Annotated in this window: 7 protein-coding genes; all 7 read left to right on the top strand. The window is 71.4% G+C overall.

The features are described from left to right. Window positions 1–119 precede the first annotated feature (119 nt). The 7 genes from VGD93_RS02955 (at window position 120) to rlmH (ending at window position 5,822) form a co-directional block, all read left to right on the top strand. Window positions 120–662, top strand: coding sequence for a GNAT family N-acetyltransferase (locus tag VGD93_RS02955; protein ID WP_395009029.1), 543 nt, complete (start codon window positions 120–122; stop codon window positions 660–662). Further along, window positions 659–1,702 (top strand): GTPase ObgE, encoded by a 1,044-nt coding sequence (gene obgE / locus VGD93_RS02960; RefSeq protein ID WP_395009031.1) that lies wholly within the window; start codon window positions 659–661, stop codon window positions 1,700–1,702. The genes VGD93_RS02955 and obgE overlap by 4 nt, the downstream gene beginning before the upstream one ends. A 1-nt stretch (window position 1,703) precedes the next feature. Further along, window positions 1,704–2,846 (top strand): glutamate 5-kinase, encoded by a 1,143-nt coding sequence (proB, locus tag VGD93_RS02965; RefSeq protein ID WP_395009033.1) that lies wholly within the window; start codon window positions 1,704–1,706, stop codon window positions 2,844–2,846. Then, window positions 2,843–4,126 (top strand): glutamate-5-semialdehyde dehydrogenase, encoded by a 1,284-nt coding sequence (locus tag VGD93_RS02970; protein ID WP_395009035.1) that lies wholly within the window; start codon window positions 2,843–2,845, stop codon window positions 4,124–4,126. Before proB ends, VGD93_RS02970 begins: the two co-directional genes overlap by 4 nt. After that, window positions 4,123–4,776, top strand: a complete 654-nt coding sequence (locus tag VGD93_RS02975) for a nicotinate-nucleotide adenylyltransferase (RefSeq protein WP_395009037.1) — start codon at window positions 4,123–4,125, stop codon at window positions 4,774–4,776. Before VGD93_RS02970 ends, VGD93_RS02975 begins: the two co-directional genes overlap by 4 nt. A 169-nt stretch (window positions 4,777–4,945) precedes the next feature. Beyond that, a complete protein-coding gene (gene rsfS, locus VGD93_RS02980; RefSeq protein WP_395009039.1) occupies window positions 4,946–5,332 on the top strand; it encodes a ribosome silencing factor in 387 nt (128 codons plus the stop codon). A 10-nt stretch (window positions 5,333–5,342) separates the two neighbouring features. Then, window positions 5,343–5,822: a 23S rRNA (pseudouridine(1915)-N(3))-methyltransferase RlmH gene (rlmH, locus tag VGD93_RS02985; RefSeq protein ID WP_395009041.1), complete on the top strand. Its 480-nt coding sequence runs from the start codon at window positions 5,343–5,345 to the stop codon at window positions 5,820–5,822. Window positions 5,823–6,100: the final 278 nt, after the last annotated feature.

Here is a 6,100-nt window from a genome sequence, read left to right on the forward strand (position 1 = left end):
AACGCGGCATCGCTGCGCGTCCTCGCGCGGGCCGGCTTCCGGCCCGTGCCCGCTGCCGCCGGCGCCGGCGGCGTGGAGGCGGGCGGGCCGGTGCTGACGCTCGAGCTGGAGCAGCCGCGATGGATGTGAGCCTCACCACGCGCCGGCTGCGGCTGCGCCAGCCGGTGCCCCGCGACGCCGAGCGGATCGCGCTGTTCCTCAACAACTTCGCCGTTTCCGGCAATTTGTCGCGCGTGCCCTATCCCTATCACCTGGCCGACGCCAAAGCGTGGCTCGCGACGTGGCGGCCCGACGAGCCGCCGGACCGGACCGGCTTCGCCCTCGACCTGCCGGGGGAGGGCCTCATCGGCCAGGTCAGCTACCATGCCGGCAACGATGGCGCCGCCGTGCTCGGCTACTGGCTGGCGCAGCCGTTCTGGAACCGTGGGTTCATGAGCGAGGCCGTGGCGGCGGCGGTCGACTGGTACTTCGCGGCGACGGCGGCGGACCGCATCCGCTCCGGCGTCTTCCATTTCAACCAGGCCTCGCTCAGGATCCAGCGCAAGCTCGGCTTCGTCGAGACGGGCGAGTGCCAACTGCTTTGCCTTGCGCGCGGCGAAGAGGTGCGCCATATCGACACCGAGCTCCAGCGCTCGGTGTGGGCGGAAAGACGGGTCGCATGAAGTTTCTCGACCAGGCCAAGGTCTATGTGAAGGCCGGGGACGGCGGCGCCGGCGCCGTGTCGTTCCTGCGCGAGAAATTCGTCGAGTTCGGCGGTCCGAACGGCGGCAATGGCGGCCGCGGCGGCGACGTCGTGGTCGAGTGCGTCGACGGCCTCAACACCCTCATCGACTATCGCTACCAGCAGCATTTCAAGGCGCAGACGGGCATGCACGGCATGGGCAAGGACCGCGCCGGCGCCAACGGCAAGGATGTCGTGCTGCGCGTCCCCGTCGGCACGCAGGTGCTCGAGGACGACAACGAGACGCTGATCGCCGACCTGACCCGGGTCGGCCAGCGCGTGGTGCTGCTCAAGGGCGGCAATGGCGGCTTCGGCAACGCCCATTTCAAGACCGCGTCCAACCAGGCGCCGCGGCGCGCCAATCCCGGCCAGCCGGGGGCGGAGAAATGGATCTGGCTGAGGCTCAAGCTGATCGCCGACGCCGGGCTGGTGGGCCTGCCCAATGCCGGCAAGTCCACCTTCCTCGCCGCCGTCTCCGCCGCCCGGCCCAAGATCGCCGACTACCCGTTCACCACGCTGCACCCCAATCTCGGCGTGGTCAGGGTCGGCGAGCGCGAGATCGTCATGGCCGACATCCCCGGGCTGATCGAGGGTGCCCATGCCGGCGCCGGCATCGGCGACCGCTTCCTCGGCCATGTCGAGCGCTGCGCCGTGCTGGTGCACCTCGTCGACGGCACGCAGGAGGACGTCAAGAGCGCCTACCGGACCATCCGCGGCGAGCTCGCCGCCTATGACGAGGGCCTCGCCGGGAAACCCGAGATCGTGGCGCTCAACAAGATCGACGCCGTCGCCGCGGAGGAGGTCAGGGACAAGGTGAAAGCCCTCGAGCGGGCCAGCAAGGCCGAGGTGCTGACCGTCTCCGGCGTCACCGGCAAGGGCGTGCAGGACGTGCTCTACCGCATCCTCGCCATCCTCGAGGCGGAGAAGGCGGAACGCGAGGACGCCGCGCGCCGCGCCGCCGAGCCACACTGGACCCCCTGAGATGAGCGCCGACGCCCTCGCCCCTTACCGGCGGCTCACCGTCAAGATCGGCTCGGCCCTGCTGGTCGATGGCCGCAGCGGCCGGCTGCGCTCGGACTGGCTGGCCTCGCTCGCCGCCGACATTGCTGCACTCAAGGCGACCGGATGCTCGCTCGTCGTCGTTTCCTCGGGCGCCGTGGCGCTCGGCCGCCGCCTGCTCGGGCTCGACGCCCGCAGCCTGCCGCTCGAGCAGAGCCAGGCGGCCGCCAGCGCCGGCCAGATCGCCCTCAGCCAGGCCTGGGCCGCCTGCCTCGGGGCGCACGGCATCGTCACCGGGCAGATCCTGCTCACTCCCAACATCACCGAGGAGCGCCGCTATTTCCTCAACGCCCGCACCACCATCTCGACCCTGCTGGCGCTGGGCGCCGTCCCCATCATCAACGAGAACGACAGCGTCGCCACCGCCGAGATCCGCTACGGCGACAACGACCGGCTGAGCGCCCGCGTCGCCACCATGATCGAGGCCGACTGCCTGGTGCTGCTTTCCGACGTCGACGGGCTGTATACCGCCCCGCCGGGCAAGGACCCCGAGGCCCGGCACCTGCCGCGCGTCGCCGCCATCACCCCCGAGATCGAGGCCATGGCCGGGGGCGCCGCCAGCCATCTCAGCCGCGGTGGCATGACCACCAAGCTCGAAGCGGCCAGGATCGCGACCCAGGCCGGCACCGCCATGATCATCGCCAGGGGCACCGAGATTCACCCGCTGCGGGCGCTCGCCGACGGCGCCCGCCACACGCTGTTCGAGCCGGCGCACAGCCGCGCTCATGCGCGCAAGCGCTGGATCATGGGCACGCTCGAGGTGGCGGGGAGCCTGAGTGTCGACGCCGGTGCCGCCCGCGCCCTGCGCGACGGCAAGAGCCTGCTGCCCATCGGCGTGACCCGGGTCGCCGGCGACTTCGCCCGCGGCGACGCCGTCGCTATCCTCGGCCCCGACGGGCGCGAGATCGCCCGCGGCCTGGTCGGACTCGGGCGCGAGGACGCCGATCTGGTCAAGGGCAAGAACTCGGCGCGGGTCGCCGAAATCCTCGGCGCCAGCAGCCGTGCCGAACTCGTCCACCGTGATAACATGGTGGTTCTGATGGGCATGGAGGCCAAGGCCGGATGAGCGCGCTCGCAGCATCCTCGAACGACGTCGCCGCCGTGATGGCGGATATCGGCCGCCGCGCCCGCGCCGCGGCCGGGCTGCTGGCGACGGCCACGGCGGCGCAGAAGGAAGCAGCGATCGCGGCGGCGGCCGCGGCGATCGAACGCCGCCGCGCCGATATCCTCGCGGCCAACGCCATCGACCTCGCCGCCGGCCGCAGCCGTGGCCTGAGCCCGGCTTTCCTCGACCGGCTGGCGCTCACCGACGCGCGCATCGACGGCATCATCGACGCCCTGCGCACCATCGCCATGCTGCCCGACCCGGTCGGCGCCGTGATGGCCGAATGGACGCGCCCCAACGGCCTCGTCATCTCCCGCGTGCGCACGCCGCTCGGCGTGATCGGGGTGATCTTCGAAAGCCGCCCCAACGTCACCGCCGACGCCGGGGCGCTGTGCCTCAAGGCCGGCAACGCCGTGATCCTGCGCGGCGGCTCCGACAGCGCCCGCTCGGCCGCGGCGATCCATGCCGGTCTCGTCGAGGGCCTGGCCGCGGCCGGCCTGCCGGTCGATGCCATCCAACTCGTGCCCACCACCGATCGCGCCGCCGTCGGCGAGATGCTGCGTGGCCTCGGCGGCGCCATCGACGTCATCGTGCCGCGCGGCGGCAAGACTCTCGTCGCCCGCGTCCAGGAGGAGGCGCGCGTCCCCGTCTTTGCCCATCTCGAGGGCATCTGCCACACCTATATCGACATGTCCGCCCGGCTCGACATGGCCGTGGCGGTGACGCTCAACGCCAAGATGCGGCGTCCCGCCGTGTGCGGCGCGACCGAGACGCTGCTGGTGCACGAGGGTGTTGTCGCAACGCATCTGCGCCCCATCCTCGAGGCGCTCGCCGCCCAGGGCTGCGAAATCCGCGGCGACGCCACGGTGGTGCAGAATTTCGCCGGCGCCGTCCCCGCCGGCGAGGACGACTGGCACACCGAGTACGGCGCCCCCATCATCGCGGTCAGGGTGGTTGCCGGCGTCGACGAGGCGATCGCCCACATCGCCCGCTACTCCAGCCACCACACCGAGGCCATCGTCGGGGAGGACGCGGCCGCCGTGGCGCGTTTCCTCAGCGAGGTCGATTCCGCCATCGTCATGCATAACGCCTCCACCCAGTTCGCCGACGGCGGCGAGTTCGGCTTCGGCGGGGAGATCGGCATCGCCACCGGCCGGTTCCATGCCCGCGGCCCGGTCGGGGTCGAGCAGTTGTGCTCGTTCAAGTATGTCGTGCGCGGCAGCGGGCAGACGCGCCCGTGACGCCGGCGCCGCCGCCCGCCCCGCCCCCGTCGCCGGGTGTCACCGATTTGCCGGTCGCCGCGCCGGGCATGCGCATCGGCCTGTTCGGGGGCAGCTTCAATCCGGCCCATGAGGGCCATGTCCTGGTCGCCCGGCAGTGCCTCAAGCGGCTGGCGCTCGACGCGGTCTGGCTCCTCGTTTCGCCGGGCAATCCGCTCAAGGACCACACCGAGCTGGCCCCGCTCGAACAGCGGGTCGCCGCCACCCGCCGGCTGATGGACCATCCGCGCATCGAGGTCACCGGCTTCGAGGCGGCACACGGCTTCCGCTACACTTTCGATACGCTCAGCTTCCTGCGCGAGGCCTTCGCCGCCACCCGCTTCGTGTGGATCATGGGGGCCGACAACCTCGTGCGCTTCCACGAATGGGAGCGCTGGCGCGACATTGCCGGACTGATGCCGATGGCCGTCTATGTCCGGCCCGGCTCGGCGCTGCGCGCCACCTCCTCCCCGGCGGCGACGGCGCTGCGCCATTATCGTATCCCCGAGGAGGCGGCGGAGACGCTGGCCGGGCGCGAGCCGCCGGCCTGGGTCTACCTGCACGGCATGACCTCGGGGCAGTCCTCGTCCGCCATCCGGGCGCGACGCCGGGCGGCAACGCCCCCGGCATGACGGCACGTCTTGCACAATCGCCAGGGAAGCACATATTATCCTGGTGTGGCTTGAGACCACGTCACCGGGATGACCAACGCACCATTGCGGCTCACTCGACCCGAAACCTAAGGACTGACGAAACGCGCATGACCCGTGCTTTCCAAGCGTGGGCCGGGGCCATTTGCTGATGGCCACGTCCCCCAAGCAGCAACCCGCCGCTTCCCCGGCGGCAACGCCGGACCCCCAGATGATCGACGTCGTGCTGCAAAGCCTCGAAGACGCCAAGGCCGAACAGACCGTCGCCATCGACATCACCGGCAAATCCTCGCTTTCCGATCACATGGTGGTCACCTCCGGGCGCTCCCACCGCCATGTCGGCGCCGTCGCCGACCAGGTGGCCAAGGCGCTGCGGGAGCACGGCTTCGGCAAGCCGCGCATCGAGGGCCTGCCGCATTGCGACTGGGTGCTGGTCGACGGCGGCGACGTCATCGTGCACATCTTCCGTCCCGAGGTGCGCGAGTTCTACAACATCGAGAAGATGTGGGCGGTCGATTTCGCGGCCGACGCGCGCTAGTTCCTCGCCGATGCGCGTCCACGTCGCCGCCATCGGCCGCATGAAACAGGGCCCCGAGCGCGAGCTGGCCGCGCGCTATCTCGAGCGCGCCGTCGCCAGCGGCAAGCCGCTGGGGTTGACCGGTTTCGACGTCGCTGAACATCCCGAATCGCGCGCTGCTGCCGCGGCCACGCGCAAGGCCGAGGAAGCGAGAGCCCTGCGCGCCAGCCTGCCGGAGGGCATTGTCGTCGCCCTCGACGAGCGCGGCACGACGTTCGGCTCGGAGGCGTTCGCGCGCCGCCTCGCGCGCTGGCGCGACGACGGCCGGGCAGCGGTGAGCTTCGTCATCGGTGGCGCCGACGGGCTCGCGCCGGATCTGGTCGCCGAGGCCGGCCTGGCGCTGAGTTTTTCGCCCCTGACCTGGCCGCACCAGCTGGTGCGCATCATGCTGGCGGAGCAGCTCTACCGGGCGACGACGATCCTGGCCGGCCACCCCTACCACCGCGACTAGCGGCGGGGCGCGGCCAAGTCTTGCCATTTTCCGGCGGCGCGGCGCGCATTGCGCCATATCCGCGCCAAAGGTTTACGGCTGTTAACCCGCGCCTTGCTATGGTCGGGGCGCTTGATTCGGAGTGTATGGCGGCATGCCGGGCTGGTCCCGCACGAGGCATGGAGCGATCGCGGGGGGAGTGCTGCTGGCCGCGGCGCTCGCCACGGCGCCGCTCCTCGCCCAGACGCCGCCGGCCGATGCCGATCCGGGCGCCGAGCTGCGCCCCGGGCTCGGCCTCG

Origin of the sequence: Devosia sp. (genome assembly GCF_036406155.1) — a bacterium.
In the GTDB taxonomy this organism is placed as follows: Bacteria; Pseudomonadota; Alphaproteobacteria; order Rhizobiales; family Devosiaceae; genus Devosia_A.

Coding starts and splice junctions, on each gene's coding strand:
- proB (WP_395009033.1), top strand. CDS start 1,704: ATGAGCGCCGACGCCCTCGCCCCTTACCGGCGGCTCACCGTCAAGATC.
- rsfS (WP_395009039.1), top strand. CDS start 4,946: ATGGCCACGTCCCCCAAGCAGCAACCCGCCGCTTCCCCGGCGGCAACG.
- obgE (WP_395009031.1), top strand. CDS start 659: ATGAAGTTTCTCGACCAGGCCAAGGTCTATGTGAAGGCCGGGGACGGC.
- VGD93_RS02955 (WP_395009029.1), top strand. CDS start 120: ATGGATGTGAGCCTCACCACGCGCCGGCTGCGGCTGCGCCAGCCGGTG.
- rlmH (WP_395009041.1), top strand. CDS start 5,343: ATGCGCGTCCACGTCGCCGCCATCGGCCGCATGAAACAGGGCCCCGAG.
- VGD93_RS02970 (WP_395009035.1), top strand. CDS start 2,843: ATGAGCGCGCTCGCAGCATCCTCGAACGACGTCGCCGCCGTGATGGCG.